Raw genomic sequence first — 25,969 nt, 5'->3', positions numbered from 1 at the left:
AGCGCATAAAAAAGGCGAGATGATTATCTCGCCTTTTTTTATTCGCTCACCGCCGTGATGTTTTGCGCTTTTTCCCGCCGCGACGCCAGCCAAAGACCGCTGTTTTTCATGGCATAGCCAAACAGCAACCCCAGCGCCAGGGAAGGCACCACCAGCTTCCAGTCACCCTGCCCTGCAAAGGTCGCGCACGCTCCCATAAAGGTTCCCGGCACAAACGAAAGCAGCAGATGCTTAGCCTGAACGCACATCAGGAAGGCAACCACGCCCGTCATGACGTACCCCAGTATCTCCAGATGCGGTGCCAGCGCGCTGCCTTTCATGATCACCAGCGCCCAGATAACCCCGCTCATCAGCGTGCAGCCTGAGATGAAGAGCCCTTTGACGCCCCCCTGCGGACAGGCGAAATAGGCCGTACAGCCAAGGAATCCGGCCCAGCTGAGCAATCCGAGAGACACGGCCACCCATCCCCAAAGTCCGGAGAGAATGCCCGTCGTTATTGCGATACAAAGTAATATGTTCATGGCGCGCATCTTAGCAGAAGCGCACCATAGAAATGCGATCAGAAGCACATTATGTGCAAATTGAAATGCGGAGTTGCAGAATTTATGTGATCTAAATCACTCTTCATTCTCTTCTTCCAGCTCATCCCACATCGCCGCGATCGCGTCGCGGGTCAGCGGTGCTAGCGTTCTCCAGAATGGCGAGGTGGCATGGGCTTCGACTTTACCCAGGAATGTGCCGACCCACGGCAGCAGGTACGTTTCGAACAAGGTTTCGATGGCTTCGTTCTCATCATCCCCGGCGTTGTCTTCGATCCAGGAGGCAGCAAGCAGCAGCGTACCGATATGATCGGCTGGCGTATCGCTTAGCGGCATACCGCGGGTGGAGAGGAAAGCACGGACTTCCGCTTCCGTCGCCCCTTCCTGCCAGGCAGAACGGTATGGCGAAACGCGGCACTCTTCACCGACGAACAGCGCATTGTAATCGGTCGCAATCTGCTGCATGTCGCAGCTTTTTTGCAGACGCGCCAGTAAATCATCCTGTTCCAGCGGCCAGTTCTCCGCCATTTTACCTTCACGAATTAACGTAAAAAGCGGAACCAACAGCGGGTCTTGCGGCTGGCGATAATAGAGCGTACCCAGCACGCGGCAAAGGATGGAAAACTCGTTCATTTTTATTATTCCATTACACAATTAAAGATCGGCAAATTCGGCAATCGGCTCCATGCCGCGCGATTCGAGGAAATCGAGCATGCGGCGCGGGGTGACGTTCAGGATTTGCGCTTCCGGGAAGTTAACGTCATTCAGCACCTTCAGGCACTCGCTGAAATCGCCCAGCGTGAAGGCGGTATGGGAATCCGAACCCAGCGCCACCATGCCGCCCGCATCGCGGACGGCGGCCGCCACTTCGCGGCAGTTGGCTTCACTGCCCTTACGCGAGTGAACAAAGGAGGAGTTGTTAATCTCCAGCGCCACGCGGTGCTTCGCTGCCGCCTGCGCGACAGCCTGAATATCAATCGGGTACTTCGGGTTGCCGGGGTGGCTGATAATATGCACATTGCCGCTGGCAATGGTGGCAATCATCGCCGCGGTGTTGGTCTCTTTATCCTGAGGTGCAAAAACCGGCTCGTGGAAACCGGCGAGGATAAGGTCCAGAGACGTCAGCATCGGGCCGGTGCAGTCGATCTCACCGTCGGTATTTTTGATATTCGCCTCGATGCCTCGCAGTATCCCAATGCCGTCCACCAGACGTGGCCAGATCCGCATATTCACAAAATGCCAGTAGTGCGGCGCATCCGCCATGTCCGGACCATGATCGGTGATTGCGAACAGCTTAATCCCCTTAAGCTTCGCCTGGGCGATATAATCATGGAGGTTGCTATACGCGTGGGTACTGGCGACGGTGTGCATATGCAGGTCAACGGGATACATCTCTCTCTCCTCTGCGGTTTTTCCAAAGGATAGCAGTTATCAGCGGCGAATATTAGCAAAAACCCGGCGAACGCCGGGTTTCTCTCAGTAGCCGCGCTGTCTGTCGACCTGGCCGGTGACCGCGTTACCCTTCTCCATTTCGCTGATGGTATGGGATATGTACGCCACCGCTTCTGCCGGACGCGTCACGGCGGCCACGTGCGGGGTCATCGCCACACGCGGATGTGCCCACAGCGGGCTTTCCACCGGCAGCGGCTCACGGCTATAGACATCCAGCATGGCGCCTTTTAGCTTTCCGCTGTCCAGCGCCTTCAGCAGATCGGTCTCGACCAGATGCACCCCGCGCGCCAGGTTCATCAGGTAGCTCTGATCGGCTAACTGGTTGAGCAAGTCTTCATTGATGATACCGACCGTTTCCGCCGTATTGGGCAGCAGGTTGATCAGCACGCGCGTGCCGTTCAGAAAGGCCGGGAGTTCATCCGTGCCGGCAAAGCTCTCGACGCCCGGATAATCTTTGCGGCTGCGGCTCCAGCAGCGCAGCGGAAAGCCCCACGGTGTGAGGGCTTCAGCCACCTTTGAGCCCAGCACGCCCGCACCGAGGATGCCGATGGTAAAGTCTTCACGACGGTAATCCGGCAGCGGCTCCCAGTGGGCCTGCTGTTTAAATGCCTGATAGTCATCGAAGCGGCGGAACCAGTGCAGCACCTGGCTGACCGCATATTCCTGCATCTGCTGCCCCATTCCGGTATCTTCCAGGCGGAACAGGGGAATCGCTTCCGGCAGCATGTCAGGGTGCGCCTTCAGCTTGCTCAGAATGGAATCCACACCGGCTCCCAGGGCAAAAACGGCCTTCAGTTTACGGCCCTGGAGCATTTCTACCGGCGGATGCCAGACCAGCGCATAGTCAGCATGTTCGTTATCTCCACGCTTCCACTCGCGAACGCGTGCGCCGGGTAGTGCCGCCGTGAGCGCCTCGATCCAGTAGGCCGTATCAAACGTGGGGTGATAGAAAAGTATATCCATAGTCATTCCTGCCTTTTATTGCGCTGATTTATTTTGTTTTTTAACGAGGTTGTCAGCATAACAAATTTATTGCACGGCTGTGTTGTTGATAAAAAAGACGCTTTCAGCACATTTAAGAATCATGTTGTCTGAAGTTTGTCTAAACGCGCTAAATTACTGAAAAAGTGAGTTGACGGCAGTTCGGCTTTTCCTTACATTAGCGCCCGTCCCGTCAACAACGGGATGACAATATGGTGAGGTGTCCGAGTGGCTGAAGGAGCACGCCTGGAAAGTGTGTATACGGCAACGTATCGGGGGTTCGAATCCCCCCCTCACCGCCATATTTAAAGAAGAGCTCACATGAAAATGCGGGCTTTTTTTTCGCATATTGCACGCATGCAGGGGGGATTCGAACCTTGAAACTCCCTGCGCTCTTTATGTCGGGTGGCGCTGCGCTTACCCGACCTACAAAAAGCTACTCCTCCACCATCTTCGCATACTCTTCAGTCAGAAAATCCACCAGCGTCCTGACCGACGGCAGCATGCCGCGCCGCGAAGGATAAACCGCGTGAATCACTTCCCGTCGGGGTTCCCACGCGTCCAGCACCCGTACCAGTTCCCCTGACGCAAGCTGATCCTTCACCATCAATATCGGCAACTGTACAACGCCCACGCCCGCCATCGCTGCTTCCCGCAATGCCAGCATGTCGGTGGTAATAAAGCGCGGTGCGTAGTGGATCTCCGCTTTCGCCCCTTCTGGACCACTGAGCTCCCATTTATGCACCTGTTTACCGGCCCCCATACTTAATCCAGGCCATTCACTGAGCTCGGAAGGCATTCGCGGTTTACCCATACGTTCAATCAACTGCGGACTTGCCACCAGGCAATGCCCCCTGTCAGCCAGCACCCTTAACACCAGGTCGCTGTCATCAAACGGACGCGGACGCACGCGGATAGCCACATCAATACCTTCGCCAACAAGATCGACCCGACGATTGGTGGCCTCAAGCTGGAGATTAATCCCGGGGTAGCGCGCCATAAACCGCGCCAGCATCGGTCCCACGTGGACGTGCAGTAACGTGACGGGACAGGTGATCCTGACGACGCCGCGCGGCTCAGCCTGCAGCGCAGCAACGGCCTCCTCTGCCGCTTCTGCTTCTATCAGCATTGCCTTACAGTGCTGATAGAAAGTGTGCCCCACTTCCGTCACCGTAAACTGCCGCGTCGTGCGCTGTATCAACCGTACGCCAAGTCGCTCCTCCAGCTGCGCGATCCGGCGGCTTAGCCTGGACTTCGGCAAATCAAGCGCCCTTCCCGCCGCCGCAAACCCCCCGTACTCCACAACCTTCACAAACCAGACGAAGTCATTGAGATCCTGCATAAATCCTCATCGTTCTATTTTCAGAACAGTGAATGCCATTTTCACTATCTACCGGGATATTAACCCTGAATATAAGCTAATTACATCAACAGAACATCAGGAGTTAATCATGAAAAACATCACTGGCGTTTATACCGCTCCACGTCAGCACTGGGTGGGTGACGGTTTCCCGGTCCGTTCAATGTTCTCTTATCAAACCCACGGCGAGCCGCTCAGTCCGTTCCTGCTGCTGGACTATGCGGGTCCATACACCTTTCCGGCAGATGGTGCGAAACGCGGCGTCGGCCAGCATCCTCACCGGGGTTTTGAAACGGTCACTATCGTCTATTCCGGTGAAGTGGAGCATCGCGACTCCACGGGCAAAGGCGGCGTCATTGGCCCCGGCGACGTGCAGTGGATGACCGCAGGCGCAGGTATTTTGCACGAGGAGTTCCACTCCAGCGCGTTCTCGCAGAAAGGCGGGGAACTCAAAATGATGCAGCTTTGGGTCAATCTACCGGCGAAAGACAAGATGGCGGCACCGGGCTACCAGAGCATCACGAAAGCCGACATCCCGGTGGTGACGCTGCCTGACAGTGGTGGAACGCTGCGGGTTATTGCCGGTCGCTACGACACGGTGACCGGCCCGGCACACACCTTCTCGCCGCTCAACGTCTGGGACATCGCGCTGAACCAGGGAAGCCATCTGACGCTCGCTCAGCCGGAAGGCTGGAGCACGGCGCTGGTCGTGCTTGAAGGCAGCATCACGGTAAACGGTACCGCTCAGGCGGGTGAAGCCCAGCTGGTCGTGTTAAGTCAGGAAGGCGACAAACTGCACCTGGAAGCGAACAGCGACGCAAAAGTGCTGCTGATGGCCGGTGAGCCGCTGAATGAACCGATCGTGGGCTACGGCCCGTTTGTGATGAACAGTAAAACCGAAATCAACGAAGCCATTCGTGATTTCAATTCCGGCCGCTTTGGTCAGATCTGAACGTAATAAAGGAGAAGAAGATGTCTACACCTGCGAATTTTAACGGAACCCGTCCGGCCATCGATGTAAACGATGCGGTGATGTTGCTTATCGATCACCAGAGCGGTCTGTTCCAGACCGTTGGGGATATGCCAATGCCGGAACTGCGTGCCCGTGCGGCAGCGCTGGCAAAAATCGCAACCCTGGCGAAGATCCCGGTGATCACCACCGCGTCCGTCCCACAAGGACCAAACGGACCGCTTATCCCGGAGATCCACGCCAACGCGCCGCATGCGCAATATGTTGCCCGTAAAGGCGAAATCAACGCCTGGGATAACCCGGAGTTCGTGGCAGCGGTAAAAGCCACCGGGCGTAAGACGTTGATCATTGCGGGCACCATCACCAGCGTCTGCATGGCCTTCCCGTCAATCAGCGCGGTGGCGGACGGGTATAAAGTGTTTGCGGTGATTGATGCCTCCGGCACCTACAGCAAAATGGCGCAGGAGATCACGCTGGCGCGCGTTGTACAGGCGGGCGTGGTCCCGATGGATACGGCGGCGGTAGCCTCTGAGATCCAGCGTACATGGAACCGTGAAGATGCAGCGGAGTGGGCGGAAGTGTATACCCACATCTTCCCGGCTTATCAGCTACTGATCGAAAGCTACAGCAAAGCGCAGGAAGTGGTTAAAAACAGCGAAGTGCTCGATTCACAGCGTTAATCCCCTGCTACACGGCGTAAAAACCGTGGAGCTGATTATTGCTTAACCGAACAGGCACTAAAGCTGAAAATCTGCTTGACCGTGTCAGCGCAACTCCCTATAGTAGCGCCCCGTTGCCCCCCAAGCGGTCAGGCAGCAAAACAATATGGTGAGGTGTCCGAGTGGCTGAAGGAGCACGCCTGGAAAGTGTGTATACGGCAACGTATCGGGGGTTCGAATCCCCCCCTCACCGCCATATTTAAGATGAGAGCTCGTACGAAAGTACGGGCTTTTTTCTTTTATCTTCTCCGAAAGGGGGGGATGAGAATCCCCGACCGGGGTTCGACAACTGGCGACAGCCAGTTGGACAGACTGTGAGCGTAGCGAACAGGCTGCCCGCAGGGCGAGCGAAGCGAGTCAATCCCCCCCTCACCGCCATCTTTAAAGAAGAGCTCGCATGAAAATGCGGGCTTTTTTTTCGCATATTGCACGCATGCAGTATTGTAGGTCGGGTAAGCGCAGCGCCACCCGACGACATGCCCGCACAAAAAACAAAGCCCGGTTTCCCGGGCCTTGAACGCAACAGCAAACTCAGTAATAGGCTTGCAGCGTGCGCTGGCAGAGCGCCGAGCGCACGCAATCCTCTTTGGTGAAGCGTACCACCCCAATCATCTCATCTTCCTCAAAACGTGACATGGCGTCGCTCAGTCCGGATTTCACGCCGGACGGCAGGTCACACTGGGTAATATCGCCGTTAACGATAACCGTCACGTTCTCCCCGAGGCGCGTTAAAAACATCTTCATTTGCGCAGCGGTCACGTTCTGAGCCTCGTCAAGAATGACGACCGCATTTTCAAATGTACGTCCGCGCATATAGGCGAACGGCGCGATTTCCACCTTGCCAATCTCTGGCCGCAGGCAGTACTGCATAAAGGATGCACCCAGCCGCTTCACCAGCACGTCATAGACGGGCCTGAAGTACGGGGCAAACTTCTCCGAAATATCACCGGGCAAGAAGCCGAGATCTTCATCAGCCTGCAGTACCGGACGGGTAACAATGATTCTCTCCACGTCCTTATGGATCAGCGCTTCCGCCGCTTTGGCTGCACTGATCCAGGTTTTCCCGCATCCGGCTTCACCGGTTGCAAAGATGAGCTGTTTACTCTCGATAGCATTCAGGTAGTGCGCCTGAGCCTCATTGCGCGCCACAATTGGAGAATTATCACGGCTGTCACGGGCCATGCCAATTGCTTCTACGCCACTCATCTGCACAAGCGAGGTGACCGATTCTTCTTCACGCTGTTTATGGCTACGTGAATCCCGTCTCAGCACACGTTTTGCTTCGCGACGAGCTTTGATCACTGCTTTTTGTCTTCCCATGGATAGCACCTTGAGTTGTTGGTATTCATCACACGCGCCAGTGTCGGCACGATTATGCGCACGAACATCAGAGGGTTGGCTTCCTTGTAAGCCATTGCTTGCACTATCGGATGACGATACGGAACAGCTACGCGCACCGTTCTGCACGTCGGTCGAATCAGATTCTTGAGGGAGGGGGGAAAATTTAGTGGTGAGGAAATCGCTGCCGGAGTCTGAGCCTCCGCGCCGGGTGCTGCGGTTGTTATGTTTACCTTGTCCAGTACAGGACGCAACCATTCGCGATCTCCATAGTGATTCAGCATCACTGCCGGGAACTACCGCTGTCTTATCTTAAGTACATCAGGAGTTATCATAAATGCAACATTTATTTTACCTGAATGCAACTTTTAAGACTGTCCCTACAGTTGAAATCAGTCTCATATAGAAATATTACAGAAATATAACAGCAGGATAGTCATATGAAAAAATAATGTCCCTGCGAATCGTCGCAGGGACAATTATCAGGCTTCAATAAGACCTTGAGCGAGATACGCGTTGCTGTCGCGCACGCCTGGCAGGGCAAAGAAATAACCGCCGCCGATGGGTTTAATGTACTCTTCCAGCGCTTCGCCGTTGAGCCGCTTCTGCACGGTCAGGAAGCCCTTTTCCAGATCGTGCTGATAGCAGACGAACAGCAGCCCCATATCGAGCTGACCGGAATTGGTGACGCCGAGCGAGTAGCTGTATCCCCGACGCATCATCAGGCTCGACTGCGTCTCTTTGGTGCGCGGATTGGCCAGACGAATATGGCTGTCCAGCGCAATTACATCGCCATTCGGATCGCTGGCGTAGTCGGGCACATCATGCTCGTTCTTCATGCCGAGCGGAGCTCCGCTTTGCTTATCGCGACCGAAGATCGTCTGCTGCTCTTTCAGCGGCGTGCGGTCCCAGAACTCCACGTGGAACTGAATAATCCGCACCGCCTGATAGCTGCCGCCCACCGCCCATGCCGGTTCATTCTGGTCGGCAGTGACCCACACCACCTCCTTCATGAGCGCGCTATCGTGGCTGTCCGGGTTGGCCGTGCCGTCCTTGAAGCCCAGCAGGTTCACCGGGGTCTCTTTACCCTTGCTGCGGGCGGCGTGGTCAGAGATAAACCCTTCCCGCTTCCAGCGCACGCTCAGCAGATCCGGCGTGTGCTTGATGATGTCGCGCAGGGCGTGGATCACCGTGTCCTGGGTATTGGCGCAGATCTGCAGGAGCAGGTCGCCGTGACAAAGGGTGGCATCCAGGGAATCATTCGGGAAGCGCGTCATTTTTTGCAGCGCTTTCGGCTTCTGTTTTGCCAGCCCGTAGCGCGCGTCAAACAGCGATTCTCCCAGCGAAACGGTTATGGTCAGGTTATCCGGGGCAATGAATGGCCCCAGAATGCCGGAGTCCATAGGTGGCAGACGCGGGTTCGGCGTATCGGGCGTCGGTCCACCGGCGGTAAGAAACGCGATGCGCGTCGTCAGCAGGCGGAACAGACGTTCCAGATCGGCTTTATCACTGGCCAGCGAATCAAAGGCCACCAGCATCATCGACGCCTGCTGCGGCGTCAGGATACCGGCCTGATGCTCGCCATAAAACGGCTGCGTCTCCATGCGGGCATTGGGTGACAGCGTGCCGGGCGCGCTTTGCGGTTTCGCCGCGTGCGCCACCGGACACCCGCCAGCCAGAGCAAGCGCGCCCCCCAGCGCCCCTACCCCTTTTAACAACCGGCGACGGGAAGGTTCAGCCACGTCGCTCTCGTTATGCTTATTCATCGTGCTTAGTCCAGACCGAGTACGCCACGCAGCAGGGAGAGATCTTCCGCCAGGGCGGTAATCGGGCCTTTCAGCGCATTACGGTCGGCATCGGTCAGCTTGTCGTAGGTCTCAAACCCGTCTTTGGTGCGGTACTTCGCCAGAATGGTGTCGACTTTTTTGAAGTTGGCATCCACTTTGGCCAGCAGCTCGCCGTTCTCTTTCTGCAGCTGAGGACGCAGCAGGTTAACAATTTTCTGCGCGCCGTCGACGTTAGCCTGGAAGTCCCACAGGTCGGTATGGCTGTAGCGATCTTCTTCGCCGCTGATTTTGCTCGCGGCCACTTCTTCAATCAGCCCGGCCGCACCGCCCACCACTTTTGATGGCGGGAAGGCCAGCTCGCTGATGCGCTTTTGCAGCTCCAGCACGTCGCTGTTCAGCTGGTCGGCATACTTCTCCATCCCTTTGGCAGAATTATCGCCAAACAGGGCTTTCTCCAGACGGTGGAAACCGGTGAATTTCGGATCGGCCGCTTTCTGCTCGAAATCATCTTCACGGGCGTCAATGCTGCCATCAAGGTCAGAGAACAGCTCGGCGATCGGCTCAATGCGCTCGTAATGCTGACGGGTTGGCGCGTAGAGGGATTTCGCTTTTTCGATATCACCGGCCTTCACCGCATCGGTAAAGGCTTTGGTTGCCGCTGCCAGATCCGCCGTCTCTTTCGTGACGTACGCTTTATACGCGGTAATCGCATCGCCAAGGCTCAGTACCGCAGCGCCTTTCGCCGCATCGGCCGTCGCTTCACCTTTGACGATAAGCTTCCCTTTCGGGTTGGTCAGCAGACCGCAGGTCATCTCATACTCGCCCGGCTGCAGGTTGGCGGTCATCTTCTGGCTGAAGCCAGGAGCGATATTTTCGCGCTCCTCCACCACCAGAACACCTTTCAGGATCTCCCACTCCAGCGCCTTCTGGCTGTGGTTCTGAATAATAAACTGGGTTTTTCCGCTGTTCACCGTGAGGGTCATCGGCTCACACTGCTTGTCGTTGACGGTGACCTTAACCTGTGGAACATCCGCGCCCCAGGCGGAAAATGCAGAAGCGAACAGCGCGGCAATGCCTGCGCATAACGCACTACGACGGAACTGAATTGCCATGACTCTTCCCTTTAAAAGTATGTTGTTACTCAATCAAAGATTACGGCGCAACGCGCGACGCCTGCGTGCCGGTACGCGGCGGCATTGCGAACAGCACCAGCGCCGGAACCAGATAGATAAAGTACATCGCCACTTCGCTGACGCTCGGCGTTTCCTGATAGCCGAAGATACCTTCGAGCAGGGTGCCGGTCAGAGAGTGCGTGGAGAGAACGTTGCTGAGGTCGAACGCCACGTCCTGGAAATGGTTCCACAGGCCCGCTTCATGGAAGGCGCGAATCGCCCCTGCCGCCAGACCCGCGGCTACCAGCAGAATAAACAGGCTGGTCCACTTGAAGAAGGCGCCCAGGTTCAGGCGAATACCGCCCCAGTAGAGCAGGAAACCGAGCACCACGGCTGTGGCAAGGCCCAGCACGGCCCCCAGCGGCGGCCAGATCCCCACATCCTGCTGAAACGCCGCCAGCAGGAAGAAAACAGACTCCAGCCCTTCGCGCGCTACGGCGAAAAAGACCATCATAATGAGCGCCCAGCCGTGGTTGTTCCCCTTCTGTAGGGCGTTATCCACCGCCTGCTCCAGCTGCACCTTCACGTTACGGGAGACTTTACGCATCCAGAACACCATCCAGGTGAGGATCACCACCGCAATCACGGCGACGATACCTTCAAACAGCTCCTGCTCTTTCTGCGGAAACTCGCCGGTGGTTTCGTTGATGAGGACACCTAAGCCCAGGCAGAGCGCCGCGGCAAGGAAGACCCCGATCCACATGACGCCAATCCAGCGCCCGCGCTGGGTTCGCTTCAGATAACTGGCGATGAGGCTCACGATAAGGGCGGCTTCGAGCCCTTCACGTAACATAATGAGAAATGGAACAAACATGCCGACACCTTAAATGTTTATCGCGGTCAACTGATGCAAAGAAAGGTAAATTCTTGTGATAGTGATTATCATTACGGCAGAAAGAAACACAAGCGAAATGTGCGGTGTTTTGATGACGAGTTGTAAACGCAGAGCCTGATAATAGTTACATACGTAACGGTCAAGTTTATAAGTTATAACGAAAATGCCCATTTACGCTGATTCAGGGCTGTGGCTAAATATCCGCCTCAAACACCTGGTGAAAATAAATTATGTTTAAAATTGTCCATTTCCTGCTGGCGCTGGTCATTATTCTCGCGCTTGCCTGGCTTACGAGTTTCGACCGCCGAAAAATTCGCATTCGTTTTGTTTTACAGCTGATTGTCATTGAAATTGCCCTGGCATTCTTTTTCCTGCACGCCGAAAGCGGGTTATTCCTGATTAAATACGTCTCGGGATTTTTTGAGTCACTACTCAAATTTGCTGGCGAAGGGACTAATTTCGTCTTTGGCGGTATGGGAGAAAAAGGGCTGGCGTTCATTTTCCTCGGCGTACTTTGCCCGATTATTTTTATTTCCGCGCTGATTGGTATTCTTCAGCACTGGCGGATCCTGCCGATTTTTATTCGGGTGATCGGTACGCTGCTCTCCAAACTGAACGGCATGGGCAAGCTGGAATCCTTTAATGCGGTGAGCTCGCTGATCCTCGGCCAGTCGGAAAACTTCATTGCCTACAAAGGCGTGCTGGGCGATCTCTCCTCGCGTCGTCTGTTCACCATGGCGGCCACGGCCATGTCGACGGTCTCCCTGTCGATTGTCGGGGCGTATATGACCATGCTCGATGCCAAATTTGTCGTCGCGGCGCTGATTCTGAACATGTTCAGCACCTTTATTATTCTCTCCGTCATCAACCCGGCGCGCCCGGAAGCGGAGCCGGATATCAAGCTTGAAAAACTGCATGAATCGCAGAGCTTCTTCGAGATGCTCGGCGAGTATATTCTGGCCGGTTTTAAGGTGGCGATGATTATTCTGGCGATGCTGATTGGCTTTATCGCCCTTATTAGTGCCATTAACGCCCTCTTCTCCAGCGTATTTGGCATGAGCTTCCAGCAGATCCTTGGCTATGTATTTTATCCCCTGGCATGGCTGGTGGGTATACCACTGAGCGATGCCTTAAACGCGGGCAGCATTATGGCGACCAAGCTGGTGGCGAATGAATTTGTGGCGATGATTGAGCTGCAGAAAATAGCACACCAGATGTCCCCGCGCGGGCTGGGGATTTTATCCGTCTTCCTCGTCTCGTTCGCTAACTTCGCCTCCATCGGCATCGTGGCCGGGGCGATTAAGGGCCTGAACGAACAACAGGGTAACGTGGTATCGCGTTTCGGGCTGCGTCTGGTCTACGGCGCGACGCTGGTGAGTTTGCTGTCGGCGAGCTTTGCGGGGTTGGTGCTCTGATGCAATGCCGGGTGGCGCGCAGCGATCCCGGCCTGCAAAACAACAACGGCGGGAATTCCCGCCGTTTTCATTAAAACTGTACGCACACCGGCTGATCGACACGCATCACCGACTCCTGCGCGAAGCGTGACTTATAAATCCCGCGTAACGCTTCGATGTTCTTCTCACTCTGCGCATCTTTACCGTGGATCAGCATCAGCGCCTTGCTCGGTTCACGCGCCACTTTTCCGTCGTTCCCCAGCCACTGCCCGCGGGCATCAAATACCGTTAAGCCATCGCGAAAGCGCGGCGTCACGTCCTGGTCAACAAACTGCTGCCACTCATTGGGGGTAATCTGCGCCCCGGCGGGACGGTTTAAGCCGAAATAGAGCGTGGTTTGCTGCATCTGGCTATCCGCTTTGCAGGTTTCCACCGCCGCGTGTTGCGATGGCGCGTTGCAGCCCACCAGCATCAATAATGCCGCCGCCATTAACCCTGTTTTGATTGTCATGCTTCGCTATCCTCATTGTTATAAGCACAGGGATATCACAGGAAAAGACGGATTTTGGCAAGAAAAAAGCCGGGTGCGCTTGCGCTTACCCGGCCTACGGTACTGCGTGAGAAAATTATTCTGGCTGCAGCTTAGACGGCGGTGCGGAGTGGTAATGCGCGTCGGCTTCCGCAAAGCGTTTCTGCATGGAGGCAGACGGCGCTTTACCCAACAGGCTGAAGACCACGATACCGATGCTGCCGAAGATGAAGCCCGGAATGATTTCGTACAGGCCCAGCCAGGCGAACTGTTTCCAGACGATAACGGTCACCGCACCGATAATCATCCCCGCCAGCGCGCCGTTACGGGTCATACGGGACCACATGACGGAGAACAGGACGACCGGACCAAATGCCGCACCGAAGCCCGCCCACGCGTAGCTCACGAGACCCAGCACGCGGTTTTCCGGGTTGGCCGCCAGCGCAATCGCAATCAGCGCCACCAGCAGCACCATAAAGCGCCCTACCCATACCAGCTCTTTCTGGCTCGCGCCCTTGCGCAGGAAGGCCTTATAGAGATCTTCGGTGATGGCACTGGAGCAGACCAGCAGCTGACAGCTCAGGGTGGACATCACCGCGGCCAGGATCGCGGAGAGCAGAATGCCGGCAATCCACGGGTTAAACAGGATCTGCGCCAGCTCGATAAACACGCGTTCGGCGTTCTGGTTCACCGCGCCCGCCTGCGCCGGGTTATTGCTGAAGTAGGCGATCCCGAAGAAGCCGACCGCACACGCGCCCGCCAGACACAGAATCATCCACGTCATACTGATGCGACGCGCATGGACGATGGTGTGGTGAGAATCCGCCGCCATAAAGCGCGCCAGAATGTGTGGCTGACCGAAGTAGCCCAGACCCCAGCCCATCAGGGAGACGATGGCGACAAAGTTGAGCCCTTTCAGCATGTCGACGTTTTCGATGCTCTTCTGCTTGATCACTTCCAGCGAATCGCCAAAGCCGCCAACCGTGAAAATCACAATCACCGGGGTCAGGATCAGCGCGAAGATCATCAGGCTCGCCTGCACGGTGTCGGTCCAGCTGACGGCCAGGAAGCCGCCCACGAAGGTATAGAGGATGGTTGCCGCCGCACCGGCCCACAGGGCGGTTTCGTAGCTCATGCCGAAGGTGCTTTCGAACAGACGCGCACCGGCCACGATGCCGGAGGCACAGTAGATGGTGAAGAACACCAGGATCACCACCGCTGAGATAATACGCAGCACGCGGCTGTTATCCTCAAAGCGTCCGGTGAAGTAGTCCGGCAGCGTCAGGGCGTTGTTGTTGGCCTCGGTGTGCACGCGCAGACGGCCTGCCACCAGCTTCCAGTTGATCCATGCGCCCACGGTCAGACCGATGGCAATCCAGCTTTCCGAGATACCAGAGATAAAAATCGCACCCGGCAGACCCATCAGCAGCCAGCCGCTCATGTCCGATGCGCCCGCAGAGAGTGCAGTCACCATCGGGCCTAAACTGCGTCCGCCCAGGATGTAGTCGTCAAAGTTTTTCGTTGAACGCCACGCCAAAAACCCTATCAGGATCATGCCAAAAATATAAACGAGAAATGTCACCAGCATCGGTGTGCTAATTGCCATTCAAATTCTCCAAAAGTGTCGAGCGACAACCGTCCGGGTTGCCTTGTTATATGATCACCGGAACGAGGTGACGGTATCTTGTGTTTCGGTGAGGCGCGCTATCCTGCCGTATGTGCCCTCCGCTGACAAACGATTTAACACTGCATTTACATCAATTTCATCCCCGGTTTGATACGAGTTTCCTATAGGTTGCACTCGCTCACGCTTTTACGGGTTGCACCTTTTAAAAGTGTTAACTCCCGCATAAAAACAGGCTTCCCGGGACAAAGGCAGCACGTTTTTCCAGCTAACCATCCGTTAACAATTCATTCATTTCCCGGGTTGCAAACCAGGTCACATTTAACACGGTTGCACAAAGTTGCAACATGGTGGATATTTCACGCTAACGACCAAACACGATGAAAGCACAACAGGAGCTTTGGCATGGGTATGACCACCATGGGGGTTAAGCTGGATGACGCAACCCGCGAACGGATTAAGACCGCAGCAACCCGCATTGACCGCACGCCGCACTGGTTAATTAAGCAGGCGATTTTTAACTATCTCGAAAGACTCGAGAGCGACGAGGGCTTGCCGGAGCTGCCTGCCCTGCTCGTCGGCGCCGCCAATGAAAGCGAGGAAGCGCCGGCCGCTGGCGACGAGAGCCATCAGCCGTTCCTGGAATTCGCCGAGCAGATCCTGCCGCAGTCCGTCAGCCGCGCCGCCATTACCGGCGCGTACCGTCGCGCCGAAACCGACGCCGTGCCGATGCTGCTGGAGCAGGCTCGCCTGCCGGAAGCCGTTGCCGCCCAGGCGCACAGCCTGGCGTACCAGCTGGCTGACAAACTGCGTAACCAGAAGACCGCCACCGGCCGCGCCGGGATGGTTCAGGGTCTGCTGCAGGAGTTCTCCCTCTCCTCACAGGAGGGCGTGGCGCTGATGTGCCTGGCGGAAGCGCTGCTGCGTATTCCGGATAAAGCTACCCGCGACGCGCTGATCCGCGACAAGATCAGCAACGGTAACTGGCATTCGCACATTGGCCGCAGCCCGTCGCTGTTCGTTAACGCGGCGACCTGGGGCCTGCTGTTTACCGGCAAACTGGTCTCCACCCATAACGAAGCCAACCTGTCACGCTCCCTGAACCGCATTATCGGTAAGAGCGGCGAGCCGCTGATCCGCAAAGGCGTGGATATGGCGATGCGTCTGATGGGCGAACAGTTTGTGACCGGAGAAACCATTGCCGAAGCGCTGGCGAACGCCCGCAAGCTGGAAGATAAAGGTTTCCGCTATTCGTACGACATGCTCGGCGAAGCGGCGCTGACCGCCGCCGACGCGCAGGCCTACATGGTCTCTTACCAGCAGGCGATCCACGCCATCGGTAAAGCGTCCAACGGTCGCGGTATTTATGAAGGCCCGGGCATCTCGATTAAGCTCTCCGCCCTGCACCCGCGTTACAGCCGCGCGCAGTACGACCGGGTGATGGAAGAGCTCTACCCGCGCCTGAAGTCCCTGACCCTGCTGGCGCGCCAGTATGACATCGGCATCAACATCGACGCCGAAGAGGCCGACCGTCTGGAGATCTCCCTCGATCTGCTGGAAAAACTGTGCTTCGAGCCGGAGCTGGCGGGCTGGAACGGGATTGGTTTCGTTATCCAGGCCTACCAGAAACGCTGCCCGTTCGTCATTGATTACCTGATTGACCTGGCCAGCCGCAGCCGCCGTCGCCTGATGATCCGCCTGGTGAAAGGGGCCTACTGGGACAGCGAAATCAAACGCGCCCAGATGGAAGGGCTGGAAGGTTATCCGGTCTATACCCGCAAGGTCTATACCGACGTCTCTTACCTCGCCTGCGCGAAAAAGCTGCTTGGCGTGCCGAACCTGATTTATCCGCAGTTCGCCACCCACAACGCCCACACCCTGGCGGCGATCTACAGCCTGGCGGGTCAGAACTACTATCCGGGCCAGTACGAGTTCCAGTGTCTGCACGGCATGGGCGAACCGCTGTACGAGCAGGTGACCGGTAAAGTGGCCGACGGCAAGCTGAACCGTCCGTGCCGAATTTATGCCCCGGTAGGTACCCACGAAACCCTGCTGGCCTACCTGGTGCGTCGTCTGCTGGAGAACGGGGCGAACACCTCCTTCGTTAACCGCATCGCTGACACCACTCTGCCGCTCGACGAGCTGGTCGCCGATCCGGTGCAGGCCGTTGAGAAGATGGCTGCGCAGGAAGGCCAGATTGGTCTGCCGCATCCGAAGATTGCCCTGCCGCGCGAGCTGTACGGCAAGGGTCGCGTCAACTCGGCGGGGCTGGATCTCGCCAACGAACACCGTCTGGCGTCCCTCTCCTCTGCCCTGCTCAACAGCGCGCTGCAGAAGTGGCAGGCCAAACCGATGCTGGAGCAGCCCGTTGCTGACGGCGACATGCAGCCGGTCATCAACCCGGCTGAGCCAAAAGACATCGTCGGCTACGTGCGTGAAGCCACCGATGCGGAAGTGGATCAGGCGCTGGACAGCGCGGTGAATAACGCACCTATCTGGTTCGCCACCCCGCCGCAGGAACGTGCCGCCATTCTGGAGCGCGCGGCGGTGCTGATGGAAGACCAGATGCAGTCACTCATCGGCATTCTGGTGCGCGAAGCGGGTAAAACCTTCAGCAACGCCATCGCCGAAGTGCGCGAGGCGGTCGACTTCCTGCACTACTACGCCGGTCAGGTGCGCGATGATTTCGACAACGAAACCCACCGCCCGCTCGGCCCGGTCGTCTGTATCAGCCCGTGGAACTTCCCGCTGGCGATCTTCACCGGCCAGATTGCCGCCGCCCTGGCCGCTGGCAACAGCGTGCTGGCAAAACCGGCAGAGCAGACCCCGTTGATTGCCGCGCAGGGCATCAACATTCTTCTGGAAGCAGGCGTACCGGCGGGCGTGGTCCAGCTGCTGCCGGGCCGCGGTGAAACCGTGGGCGCCAAACTGACCTCCGATAACCGCGTGCGCGGCGTGATGTTTACCGGTTCGACCGAAGTGGCCTCGCTGCTGCAGCGCAATATTGCCACCCGTCTGGATGCGCAGGGTCGTCCTACGCCGCTTATCGCGGAAACCGGCGGCATGAACGCCATGATCGTTGACTCCTCTGCCCTCACCGAGCAGGTGGTGGTTGACGTACTGGCCTCCGCCTTCGACAGCGCCGGTCAGCGCTGCTCCGCCCTGCGCGTGCTGTGCCTGCAGGATGACGTGGCAGACCACACGCTGAAAATGCTGCGCGGCGCGATGGCCGAATGTCGCATGGGCAACCCGGGCCGTCTCACCACCGACATCGGGCCGGTGATCGACGCGGAAGCCAAAGCCAATATTGAAAACCACATTCAGGCCATGCGCGCGAAAGGCCGTCCGGTGTTCCAGGCGGTGCGAGACAACAGCGAAGACGCCCGCGAGTGGCGTTCCGGCACCTTTGTGCCGCCTACGCTTATCGAGCTGGCAAGCTTCGACGAGCTGAAAAAAGAGGTCTTCGGTCCGGTGCTGCACGTGGTGCGCTACAACCGTAACAACCTCAACGAGCTGGTTGAGCAGATCAACGCCTCCGGCTATGGCCTGACGCTCGGCGTACATACCCGTATCGACGAGACCATCGCGCAGGTAACCGGCAGCGCCAAAGTGGGCAACCTGTACGTTAACCGCAACATGGTTGGCGCGGTCGTGGGCGTGCAGCCGTTCGGCGGTGAAGGTCTCTCCGGCACCGGCCCGAAAGCGGGCGGTCCGCTCTATCTGTACCGTCTGCTGGCGAACCGTCCTGAGAACGCGCTGGGCGTCACCCTGGCGCGTCAGGATGCGGAGTATCCGGTGGATGCGCAGCTGAAAACCGTGCTGACCCAGCCGCTGGAAGCGCTGATCGCCTGGGCGGAAAAACGTCCTGAACTGCGTGCCGTGGCGCAGCAGTATGGCGAGCTGGCACAGGCCGGTACGCAGCGTCTGCTGCCGGGGCCGACCGGCGAGCGCAATACCTGGACGCTGATGCCGCGCGAGCGCGTTCTGTGCGTGGCGGATAACGAGCAGGACGCGCTGGTACAGCTGGCCGCCGCGATGGCCACTGGGTGTGAAGTGCTGTGGCCGGACGATGCGCTGCATCGCGACCTGGCCAAACAGCTGCCGAAAGCGGTCTCGGCCCGTATCCACTTCGCGAAAGCCGATGCGCTGCTGACGCAGGCGTTCGATGCCGTGATTTATCACGGTGATTCCGATCAGCTGCGCGAGCTGTGCGAGCAGGTTGCGGCCCGCAGCGGGGCAATTGTTTCGGTGCAGGGCTTCGCGCGCGGGGAAACCAACCTGCTGCTGGAGCGTCTGTACGTGGAGCGTTCCCTCAGCGTCAACACCGCGGCAGCGGGCGGTAACGCCAGCCTGATGACCATCGGTTAATCGTGTAAACTCTCCCCGGTGGCGCTATGCTTACCGGGGCGACAAAACAATCGTAGGCCGGATAAGCGCAGCGCATCCGGCTTTTTTACACTGAGGGAAAGATGAAAAGAGTATTTCTCGCAGGCGCAGCACTGCTGCTGAGCGCCAGCGCGCTGGCCGACGAGTGCGACAAAGCGACCACTCAGCTTGAACTGAATACCTGTAGCGCGCAGCAGTACCAGGCTGCCGATAAAAAACTCAACCAGACCTATCAGGCCGCCGTCAAGCGCGCGGGAGCTCCCCAGCGCGAGCTGCTGAAAAAGGCGCAGCAGGCCTGGATTGCCCTGCGCGACGCGGACTGTGCGTTTATCGGTTCGGGAACGGAAGGCGGCAGCGTCCAGCCAATGATTGTTAACCAGTGCCTGGCGGAGAAAACGGTCGAGCGCGAAGCGTTTCTGGCCTCGCTGATGCAGTGTGAAGAGGGCAACCTAAGCTGTCCCCTCTCACCATAGGGGCGAGGGAGAAAAGACAGCGCAGAACAGTTCCCTCTCCCCTCTGGGGAGAGGGTTAGGGTGAGGGGAACTAGCGCAAGCGGATCCCTTCGATAATCATCCGCTGCACGTTTTCCAGGGTGCTGTGGAAAAACGCTTCGTCCTGGAGCGTTTTACCGGTCACCGCCTCGACCTGGGCCGCAAAGTCAGCGTAATGCTGGGTGGAGGCCCAAATCATAAAGATCAGATGATGCGGATCGACCGGAGCCAGTTTTCCGCTGGCCACCCATCCGGCGATAATGGCCGACTTATCGTCCACCAGCTGTTTCAAATCTCCGGTCAGCTCCGCCTGCAACAGCGGCGCCCCCTGCAGCATCTCAAGGCAGAACAGCCGTGATGCCTGCGGGTAATCGCGCGACACCTCCAGCTTCAGGCGAATGTACTCTTTGATCGCCACCAGCGGGGCCAGCTCTTCGCGGAACGCTTTCAGCGGCGCCAGCCAGATATCGAGGATCTGCTGCATCACCGCAACATACAGCGCCTCTTTCGACGGGTAATAGTAGAGCAGATTGGTTTTGGATACCCCGGACTGCTCCGCCACCTGCTCCAGGCGCGTGCCGTGAATACCAAACTGCGAGAAGGTCTCCAGCGCCGCGCTGAGGATCGCCTGCTTCTTGGCGCTCACCGCCTGCGAACGTTTACCTGGTGTTTTCACTGCGCCTTGTGTCATTCCCGCTCTCCTTATTCTGCGTTGCCCTCAGCATAGCAAAACCCCCGTCTCGCCACGACATCCTGCACTCCGATCGCGCATGAATGCCTGTTTTCTGTGCAATGTTTTTGACCAGTTAGTCCACATTTAATCGCATCAAACCTCCAACCTCTGATTAACACATTAATAACACTGCCATTTTCAAAACTGGCACTGCCTTTGCAAAAACACCGTTATACCTGCGACGTAATGAAGAGAGGTTCGTGATGAAAATTGGCGTATTTGTACCCATCGGCAACAACGGCTGGCTTATCTCGACCACTGCACCGCAATACATGCCGACCTTTGAGCTGAATAAAGCCATCGTGCAGAAAGCGGAGCACTACCATTTCGACTTTGCGCTTTCGATGATCAAGCTGCGCGGCTTCGGCGGCAAAACCGAATTCTGGGATCACAACCTGGAGTCCTTCACCCTGATGGCCGGGCTGGCCGCGGTCACCTCGCGGATCCAGATCTACGCCACCGCAGCCACCCTCACCCTGCCCCCGGCGATCGTGGCGCGCATGGCCTCCACCATCGACTCCATCTCCGGCGGACGCTTTGGCGTCAACCTGGTGACCGGCTGGCAAAAACCCGAGTACGAGCAGATGGGGCTCTGGCCGGGTGACGATTACTTCTCGCGTCGCTACGACTACCTGACCGAGTACGTGCAGGTCCTGCGCGATCTGTGGGGTACCGGCAAAAGCGATTTCAAGGGTGACTTCTTCACCATGAACGACTGCCGCGTCAGCCCGCAGCCGTCGGTGCCAATGAAGGTGATTTGCGCCGGGCAGAGCGACGCGGGAATGGAGTTCTCGGCGAAATACGCCGACTTTAACTTCTGCTTCGGTAAAGGCGTTAACACGCCTGCCGCCTTCGCCCCGACCGCCGCGCGCATGAAAGAAGCCGCCGACAAAACCGGGCGCGACGTGGGCTCCTACGTGCTGTTTATGGTGATCGCCGACGAAACCGACGACGCCGCGCGCGCAAAATGGGAGCGCTATAAGGACGGCGCCGACGAGGAAGCCCTGAGCTGGCTCACCGAGCAGAGCCAGAAGGACACCCGCTCCGGGGCGGATACCAACGTTCGTCAGATGGCCGACCCGACCTCCGCCGTCAATATTAACATGGGCACGCTGGTCGGCTCGTACGCGAGCGTTGCCAGAATGCTCGATGACGTGGCGGCCGTTCCCGGTGCGGAAGGCGTCCTGCTGACCTTCGATGACTTCCTCACCGGTGTGGAGACCTTCGGCGAGCGCATCCAGCCGCTGATGCAGTGCCGCGCCCACATCCCTGCCGTCACGAAGGAGGTGGCGTAATGACAACCCTTAACGCACGCCCGGAAGCCATTACCTTCACGCCACAGCAGAGCGCGCTGATCGTGGTGGACATGCAAAACGCCTACGCCAGCCCCGGTGGTTATCTTGATCTGGCGGGCTTCGACGTCTCCGCTACGCAGCCTGTGATAGCGAACATCAAAACCGCCGTCGCCGCCGCGCGCGCTGCGGGCATGCTTATCATATGGTTCCAGAACGGCTGGGATGACCAGTACGTTGAAGCCGGTGGCCCCGGTTCACCGAACTTCCACAAGTCGAACGCCCTGAAAACCATGCGCAAGCGGCCCGAACTGCAGGGCAAGCTGCTGGCAAAAGGCGGCTGGGATTATCAGTTGGTGGATGAGCTGGTCCCGCAGGCGGACGATATCGTCCTGCCGAAACCCCGCTACAGCGGCTTTTTCAACACGCCGCTCGACAGCCTGCTGCGCAGCCGGGGCATTCGCCACCTGGTCTTCACCGGCATTGCCACCAACGTTTGCGTGGAGTCGACCCTGCGCGACGGCTTTTTCCTCGAGTATTTCGGCGTGGTGCTGGAAGACGCGACCCATCAGGCCGGGCCGGATTTCGCCCAGAAGGCGGCCCTGTTCAATATCGAAACCTTTTTTGGCTGGGTCAGTAACGTTGCGGATTTCAGCGACGCCCTGAATCCCCCGCTCGCCCGTATCGCCTGAGGAGACGCACGATGTCGAAATCCGTAATCATCCCGCCGGGCACCAACACGCCCATCGCCCCGTTTGTCCCCGGCACGCTCGCCGACGGCGTGGTGTATGTCTCCGGCACGCTGCCGTTTGATAAAGACAACAACGTGGTGTTTATCAACGACCCAAAGGCGCAAACCCGCCACGTGCTGGAGACGATCAAAACCGTGATCGAAACGGCGGGTGGCACGATGGAGGATGTGACCTTCAACAGCATCTTTATCACCGACTGGAAAAACTACGCCGCGATTAATGAAATCTACGCGGAGTTCTTCCCCGGCGATAAGCCGGCCCGATTCTGCATTCAGTGCGGGCTGGTTAAGCCAGACGCGCTGGTTGAGATCGCCACCGTTGCGCACATCGCGAAGTGAGGCGGCCATGAAACTCTCCGTCTCACCGCCCCCGTATGAGGGTGCGCCCGTGGTGGTCCTTATTGCCGGTCTCGGCGGCAGCGGCAGCTACTGGTTGCCCCAGTTGGCCGCGCTGGAACCGGAATATCAGGTGGTGTGTTATGACCAGCGTGGAACGGGCACTAACCCCGACGCCCTGCCGGAAGGCTACAGCCTGGCACAAATGGCAGACGAACTGGCCCAGGCGCTGGCTGAGGCCGGGATCGCGCGCTACAGCGTTGTCGGCCATGCGCTGGGGGCACTGGTCGGCCTGCAGCTGGCCCTCGACCGCCCCGACGCCCTCACCGCGCTGGTGTGCGTCAACGGCTGGTTGACCCTCAATGCCCACACCCGCCGCTGCTTTCAGATCCGCGAGCGCCTGCTGCATTACGGTGGCCCGCAGGCGTGGGTTGAGGCGCAGCCGCTGTTTCTCTACCCGGCAGACTGGATGGCCGCTCGCGCTCCCCGCCTGGAGGCCGAAGAAGCGCTGGCGCTGGCCCATTTCCAGGGCAAAGCCAACCTGCTGCACCGGCTCAGCGCCCTGAAAAAGGCAGACTTCAGCCGCCATGCGGCGCGCATTCGCTGCCCGGTCCAGATCATCTGTTCCGCCGACGACATGCTGGTGCCCTCTGTCTGCTCGTCTGAGCTGCAGGCAGCGATCCCGCACAGCCACAGCGCGGTGATGCGTCAGGGCGGCCATGCCTGCAACGTCACCGAGCCGGACACCTTTAACACCCTGCTGCTGAACGGGCTGGCCAGCCTGCTGCACCGTCATGAACCCGCTTTATAAGGAGCTGTAATGAGCGAAGCCATTAATCCCACCGCGCTGGAAACGCTGTTCACCGGCGCCCGCACCCATAACGGCTGGCAGGATATTGCCGTCACCGACGAGACGCTGCGCGAAATCTACGACCTGATGAAATGGGGGCCAACCTCTGCCAACTGCTCCCCGGCGCGCATTGTGTTTGTGCGAAGCGCGGAGGGAAAAGAGAAGCTGCGCCCGGCGCTCTCCAGCGGCAACCTGGAGAAAACACTCACCGCCCCGGTCACGGCGATTGTGGCCTGGGACAGTGAATTCTACGAGCGCCTGCCTGAACTGTTCCCGCACGGCGATGCCAGAAGCTGGTTTACCGCAAGCCCCGCGCTGGCGGAAGAGACCGCCTTTCGCAACAGCTCGCTGCAGGCCGCCTACATGATTTTCGCCTGTCGCACGCTGGGGCTGGACACCGGCCCGATGTCGGGCTTTGACCGCCAAAAGGTCGACGAGGCCTTTTTCACCGGCACGACGCTTAAAAGCAATCTGCTGATCAACATTGGCTACGGCGACCCGGGCAAACTTTACGGGCGCCTGCCGCGCCTGTCCTTCGACGATGCCTGCGGGCTGGCGTAAGGAGCGATCATGACGACACCGGATAAACAAACCTTTCGCGATGCCATGGCCTGCGTCGGCGCGGCGGTGAATATCATCACCACCGACGGTCCGGCGGGGATGGCAGGCTTCACCGCCAGCGCGGTGTGCAGCGTCACGGATTCACCGCCCACCCTGCTGGTGTGCCTGAACCGCGGCGCGTCCGTCTGGCCGACGTTCAGCGAGAACCGCACGCTGTGCGTCAATACCCTCAGCGCCGGACAGGAGCCGCTCTCAAACCTGTTTGGCGGCAAAACGCCGATGGAAGAACGCTTTGCCGCCGCCCGCTGGCAAACGGGCGACACCGGCTGCCCACGTCTGGAGGATGCGCTGGCCTCGTTTGACTGCCGCATCAGCCAGGTGGTGAGCGTCGGTACCCATGACATTCTGTTTTGCGACATCGTTTCGATTATTCGCCACCCCGCGCCGCAGGGCCTGGTGTGGTTTGACCGCGGCTACCACGCGCTGATGCGACCCGCCTGTTAAGGCGCTCTAAGGAGACAGACCATGTTCGGATTTCCCCACTGGCAGTTGAAATCGACCTCCACAGACGCTGGCGTGGTCGCGCCGGATGAACGCCTCCCGCTCGGGCAGACGATGGTGATGGGCGTCCAGCACGCGGTCGCCATGTTTGGCGCCACGGTGCTGATGCCGATGCTGATGGGACTCGATCCCAACCTCTCGATTTTGATGTCCGGTATCGGCACCCTGCTGTTCTTTTTTGTCACCGGCGGGCGCGTGCCCAGCTATCTGGGATCCAGCGCCGCCTTTGTCGGCGTGGTGATCGCCACCACCGGATTTAACGGCCAGGGAATCAACCCCAACCTGAGCGTGGCCCTCGGCGGCATCATCGCCTGTGGTCTGGTGTATACCCTGATTGGTCTGGTGGTGATGAAAATCGGTACGCGCTGGATCGAACGCATGATGCCTCCCGTGGTCACCGGCGCGGTGGTGATGGCGATCGGCCTTAACCTTGCGCCGATTGCGGTGAAAAGCGTCTCCGGCTCGCCGTTTGAAAGCTGGATGGCCGTCGTGACCGTGCTGTGCATCGGCCTGGTAGCGGTATTTACGCGAGGCATGATCCAGCGGCTGCTGATCCTGGTCGGGCTGATTGTTGCCTGTCTGGTGTATGCCCTGCTGGCGAACGTTTTTGGTCTCGGCAAGCCGGTTGATTTTACCCTGCTGCATCAGGCCGCCTGGTGCGGCCTGCCGAAAGTGACCTCGCCCACCTTTAACACCCAGGCGATGATGCTTATCGCCCCCGTCGCCGTTATCCTGGTGGCGGAAAACCTGGGTCACCTGAAGGCGGTCGCGGGGATGACCGGACGCAGTATGGACCCGTACATGGGCCGCGCGTTCGTCGGCGACGGGCTGGCGACCATGCTTTCGGGCTCAGTCGGCGGCAGCGGCGTCACCACCTATGCCGAGAATATCGGCGTGATGGCGGTGACCAAAGTCTATTCGACGCTGGTCTTTGTCGCGGCGGCGGTGATGGCGATGCTGCTCGGCTTCTCGCCGAAATTCGGCGCGCTGATCCATACCATTCCGTCACCGGTCATCGGCGGGGCATCAATTGTGGTGTTTGGGCTGATCGCCGTGGCCGGGGCGCGGATCTGGGTGCAGCATCGCGTCGATCTCAGCCAGAACGGCAACCTGATTATGGTGGCCGTTACGCTGGTGCTGGGCGCGGGCGATTTTGCCCTGACGCTGGGCGGGTTTACGATCGGCGGGATTGGCACGGCGACCTTTGGCGCGATCCTGCTTAACGCCCTGCTGAGCCGCCGGAAAGGGGATGAAACGCATGGAGAAGCCATCAGCCCCTCCACCTGAAATAAATGCCGCTTTCTTGCC

The 25,969-nt window shown here is 58.4% G+C and carries 24 protein-coding genes, 2 tRNA genes and 1 other RNA gene; 15 read left to right on the top strand and 12 right to left on the bottom strand.

Annotated features, from left to right (window positions below; all coding sequences use genetic code 11):
• Window positions 1-38: 38 nt before the first annotated feature.
• The 4 genes from ACMWJS_RS01190 to ghrA form a co-directional block, all read right to left on the bottom strand.
• Complete coding sequence (locus ACMWJS_RS01190) at window positions 39-521, bottom strand: DUF1097 domain-containing protein (RefSeq protein WP_139125294.1); 483 nt, start codon at window positions 519-521, stop codon at window positions 39-41.
• A 96-nt stretch (window positions 522-617) separates the two neighbouring features.
• Complete coding sequence (locus ACMWJS_RS01185) at window positions 618-1,172, bottom strand: molecular chaperone (protein WP_414746483.1); 555 nt, start codon at window positions 1,170-1,172, stop codon at window positions 618-620.
• A gap of 21 nt (window positions 1,173-1,193) precedes the next feature.
• The gene (locus ACMWJS_RS01180; RefSeq protein ID WP_008500850.1) at window positions 1,194-1,931 is read right to left on the bottom strand and encodes a phosphatase; all 738 of its coding nucleotides are present in this window, start codon (window positions 1,929-1,931) and stop codon (window positions 1,194-1,196) included.
• A gap of 84 nt (window positions 1,932-2,015) precedes the next feature.
• On the bottom strand, window positions 2,016-2,954 hold the full coding sequence (gene ghrA / locus ACMWJS_RS01175; RefSeq protein ID WP_414746482.1) for a glyoxylate/hydroxypyruvate reductase GhrA: 939 nt from the start codon (window positions 2,952-2,954) through the stop codon (window positions 2,016-2,018).
• A 232-nt stretch (window positions 2,955-3,186) separates the two neighbouring features.
• On the opposite strand from ghrA, the gene ACMWJS_RS01170 reads away from it, so the two are divergent.
• A tRNA-Ser gene (locus ACMWJS_RS01170) sits at window positions 3,187-3,274 on the top strand.
• A 134-nt stretch (window positions 3,275-3,408) separates the two neighbouring features.
• Here the strand turns inward: ACMWJS_RS01170 and ACMWJS_RS01165 are convergent.
• A complete protein-coding gene (locus ACMWJS_RS01165) occupies window positions 3,409-4,314 on the bottom strand; it encodes a LysR family transcriptional regulator (RefSeq protein WP_032651284.1) in 906 nt (301 codons plus the stop codon).
• A gap of 109 nt (window positions 4,315-4,423) precedes the next feature.
• On the opposite strand from ACMWJS_RS01165, the gene ACMWJS_RS01160 reads away from it, so the two are divergent.
• From ACMWJS_RS01160 to ACMWJS_RS01145, 4 genes are all read left to right on the top strand, one after another.
• Window positions 4,424-5,284 (top strand): pirin family protein, encoded by an 861-nt coding sequence (locus tag ACMWJS_RS01160; RefSeq protein ID WP_262764400.1) that lies wholly within the window; start codon window positions 4,424-4,426, stop codon window positions 5,282-5,284.
• A gap of 20 nt (window positions 5,285-5,304) precedes the next feature.
• On the top strand, window positions 5,305-5,982 hold the full coding sequence (locus tag ACMWJS_RS01155; protein WP_048027360.1) for an isochorismatase family protein: 678 nt from the start codon (window positions 5,305-5,307) through the stop codon (window positions 5,980-5,982).
• A 147-nt stretch (window positions 5,983-6,129) separates the two neighbouring features.
• Window positions 6,130-6,217 (top strand) — tRNA-Ser (locus ACMWJS_RS01150).
• Window positions 6,218-6,261: 44 nt separating this feature from the next.
• A non-coding RNA gene (locus ACMWJS_RS01145) (RtT sRNA) lies at window positions 6,262-6,399 on the top strand.
• Window positions 6,400-6,552: 153 nt separating this feature from the next.
• Here ACMWJS_RS01145 and phoH read toward each other — a convergent pair.
• The 4 genes from phoH to efeU form a co-directional block, all read right to left on the bottom strand.
• On the bottom strand, window positions 6,553-7,341 hold the full coding sequence (gene phoH / locus ACMWJS_RS01140) for a phosphate starvation-inducible protein PhoH (protein WP_024908976.1): 789 nt from the start codon (window positions 7,339-7,341) through the stop codon (window positions 6,553-6,555).
• 500 nt (window positions 7,342-7,841) lie between these two features.
• The gene (gene efeB / locus ACMWJS_RS01135; protein ID WP_414746481.1) at window positions 7,842-9,125 is read right to left on the bottom strand and encodes an iron uptake transporter deferrochelatase/peroxidase subunit; all 1,284 of its coding nucleotides are present in this window, start codon (window positions 9,123-9,125) and stop codon (window positions 7,842-7,844) included.
• A gap of 5 nt (window positions 9,126-9,130) precedes the next feature.
• Entirely contained in the window at window positions 9,131-10,258 is a 1,128-nt protein-coding gene (efeO, locus tag ACMWJS_RS01130; protein WP_045908300.1) for an iron uptake system protein EfeO, read from the bottom strand.
• A gap of 40 nt (window positions 10,259-10,298) precedes the next feature.
• Window positions 10,299-11,132: an iron uptake transporter permease EfeU gene (gene efeU / locus ACMWJS_RS01125; protein WP_237423814.1), complete on the bottom strand. Its 834-nt coding sequence runs from the start codon at window positions 11,130-11,132 to the stop codon at window positions 10,299-10,301.
• A gap of 251 nt (window positions 11,133-11,383) precedes the next feature.
• Here efeU and ACMWJS_RS01120 point away from each other — a divergent pair, with 251 nt between their 5' ends.
• Complete coding sequence (locus ACMWJS_RS01120) at window positions 11,384-12,568, top strand: NupC/NupG family nucleoside CNT transporter (protein ID WP_196346118.1); 1,185 nt, start codon at window positions 11,384-11,386, stop codon at window positions 12,566-12,568.
• 70 nt (window positions 12,569-12,638) lie between these two features.
• On the opposite strand, the gene ACMWJS_RS01115 is transcribed toward ACMWJS_RS01120, so the two are convergent.
• Both ACMWJS_RS01115 and putP read right to left on the bottom strand, forming a co-directional pair.
• Entirely contained in the window at window positions 12,639-13,058 is a 420-nt protein-coding gene (locus ACMWJS_RS01115) for a DUF3574 domain-containing protein (protein WP_414746480.1), read from the bottom strand.
• 115 nt (window positions 13,059-13,173) lie between these two features.
• A complete protein-coding gene (putP, locus tag ACMWJS_RS01110) occupies window positions 13,174-14,682 on the bottom strand; it encodes a sodium/proline symporter PutP (protein WP_045908304.1) in 1,509 nt (502 codons plus the stop codon).
• 423 nt (window positions 14,683-15,105) lie between these two features.
• Here putP and putA point away from each other — a divergent pair, with 423 nt between their 5' ends.
• The gene (gene putA, locus ACMWJS_RS01105; RefSeq protein ID WP_414746479.1) at window positions 15,106-19,068 is read left to right on the top strand and encodes a trifunctional transcriptional regulator/proline dehydrogenase/L-glutamate gamma-semialdehyde dehydrogenase; all 3,963 of its coding nucleotides are present in this window, start codon (window positions 15,106-15,108) and stop codon (window positions 19,066-19,068) included.
• Between the two features lie 101 nt (window positions 19,069-19,169).
• Window positions 19,170-19,559, top strand: coding sequence for a lysozyme inhibitor LprI family protein (locus tag ACMWJS_RS01100; RefSeq protein ID WP_262789925.1), 390 nt, complete (start codon window positions 19,170-19,172; stop codon window positions 19,557-19,559).
• Window positions 19,560-19,629: 70 nt separating this feature from the next.
• On the opposite strand, the gene rutR is transcribed toward ACMWJS_RS01100, so the two are convergent.
• Window positions 19,630-20,268 (bottom strand): HTH-type transcriptional regulator RutR, encoded by a 639-nt coding sequence (gene rutR / locus ACMWJS_RS01095; protein WP_008499819.1) that lies wholly within the window; start codon window positions 20,266-20,268, stop codon window positions 19,630-19,632.
• Between the two features lie 245 nt (window positions 20,269-20,513).
• Between rutR and rutA the strand changes: the two genes are divergently transcribed.
• From rutA to rutG, 7 genes are read left to right on the top strand one after another with little or no spacing between them, the layout of a single operon-like run.
• Entirely contained in the window at window positions 20,514-21,605 is a 1,092-nt protein-coding gene (gene rutA / locus ACMWJS_RS01090) for a pyrimidine utilization protein A (protein WP_414746478.1), read from the top strand.
• Window positions 21,605-22,294, top strand: a complete 690-nt coding sequence (gene rutB / locus ACMWJS_RS01085) for a pyrimidine utilization protein B (RefSeq protein ID WP_414746477.1) — start codon at window positions 21,605-21,607, stop codon at window positions 22,292-22,294. The genes rutA and rutB overlap by 1 nt, the downstream gene beginning before the upstream one ends.
• A gap of 11 nt (window positions 22,295-22,305) precedes the next feature.
• Complete coding sequence (rutC, locus tag ACMWJS_RS01080; RefSeq protein ID WP_167212620.1) at window positions 22,306-22,692, top strand: pyrimidine utilization protein C; 387 nt, start codon at window positions 22,306-22,308, stop codon at window positions 22,690-22,692.
• Between the two features lie 7 nt (window positions 22,693-22,699).
• Window positions 22,700-23,500, top strand: a complete 801-nt coding sequence (gene rutD, locus ACMWJS_RS01075; RefSeq protein ID WP_414746476.1) for a pyrimidine utilization protein D — start codon at window positions 22,700-22,702, stop codon at window positions 23,498-23,500.
• Window positions 23,501-23,509: 9 nt separating this feature from the next.
• Window positions 23,510-24,100 carry a malonic semialdehyde reductase gene (locus ACMWJS_RS01070; protein ID WP_414746475.1) on the top strand — a complete coding sequence of 197 codons (591 nt, stop codon included), beginning with the start codon at window positions 23,510-23,512 and terminating at the stop codon, window positions 24,098-24,100.
• A gap of 9 nt (window positions 24,101-24,109) precedes the next feature.
• Window positions 24,110-24,604 (top strand): NADH-dependent FMN reductase RutF, encoded by a 495-nt coding sequence (gene rutF, locus ACMWJS_RS01065; RefSeq protein ID WP_023327078.1) that lies wholly within the window; start codon window positions 24,110-24,112, stop codon window positions 24,602-24,604.
• A gap of 21 nt (window positions 24,605-24,625) precedes the next feature.
• Window positions 24,626-25,948: a pyrimidine utilization transport protein G gene (rutG, locus tag ACMWJS_RS01060; protein ID WP_414746474.1), complete on the top strand. Its 1,323-nt coding sequence runs from the start codon at window positions 24,626-24,628 to the stop codon at window positions 25,946-25,948.
• Window positions 25,949-25,969: the final 21 nt, after the last annotated feature.

Source organism: Enterobacter sp. HK-058-C-ECC (genome assembly GCF_047531125.1).
Classification (GTDB): Bacteria; Pseudomonadota; Gammaproteobacteria; order Enterobacterales; family Enterobacteriaceae; genus Enterobacter; species Enterobacter quasiroggenkampii.
This window is presented reverse-complemented; position numbering and strand designations above follow the sequence as displayed.